Raw genomic sequence first — 654 nt, forward strand, 5'->3', positions numbered from 1 at the left:
ACATCGGGATCGCGAACGACGGCGACGCCGACCGCATCGTGGTGATCACCCCCGCGGGCTACCTCGGCGAGAACCGCTTCTTCGCCGCGACGTACGACGCGCTGCTGGAGAAGGACTCGGGGCCGGCGGTCAGGACCGTCTCAACGACGTTCCTGATCGACCGCGTCGCCGAGGCCCACGGCGAACGCGTGATCGAGACCGCGGTCGGCTTCAAGTGGGTCGCCGACGCGATGGGCGAGCACGACGCGCTGATGGGCGGCGAGGAGTCCGGCGGCTTCTCGATCCGCGGGCACGTCCGGGAGAAAGACGGCGTCCTGATGGCGCTGCTGGCCTGCGCGATCGAGGCCGAGGAGCCGTACGACGAGCGCATCGAGCGCCTCGAAGCCGAGCACGGCGGCATCGTCGCCGACAAAGTCAGCCTCGACTGCCCCGACTCGGAGAAAGCACGCGTGCTCGATGACCTCGAAGACGAGATTCCCGACGCGGTGGCGGGAGTCCCCGTCGAGCGGACTGTCACCGTCGACGGCTTCAAACTCCTCTGCGAAGACGGCTCGTGGCTGCTCGTACGCCCCTCCGGTACAGAGCCCAAACTCCGAGTGTACGCGGAGGCGTCGACGGCCGCCCGGGTCGAGGCGGTGCTCGACGCCGGTCGCG

The 654-nt window shown here is 69.4% G+C and carries 1 protein-coding gene; it reads left to right on the plus strand.

The window, feature by feature from the left end; genetic code table 11:
• On the plus strand, positions 1-654 hold a 654-nt coding region (locus ACFR9S_RS10050; RefSeq protein ID WP_459077202.1), incomplete at both ends, for a phosphohexomutase domain-containing protein.

Source organism: Halolamina salina (assembly GCF_042678005.1).
Lineage (GTDB): Archaea > Halobacteriota > Halobacteria > Halobacteriales > Haloferacaceae > Halolamina > Halolamina salina.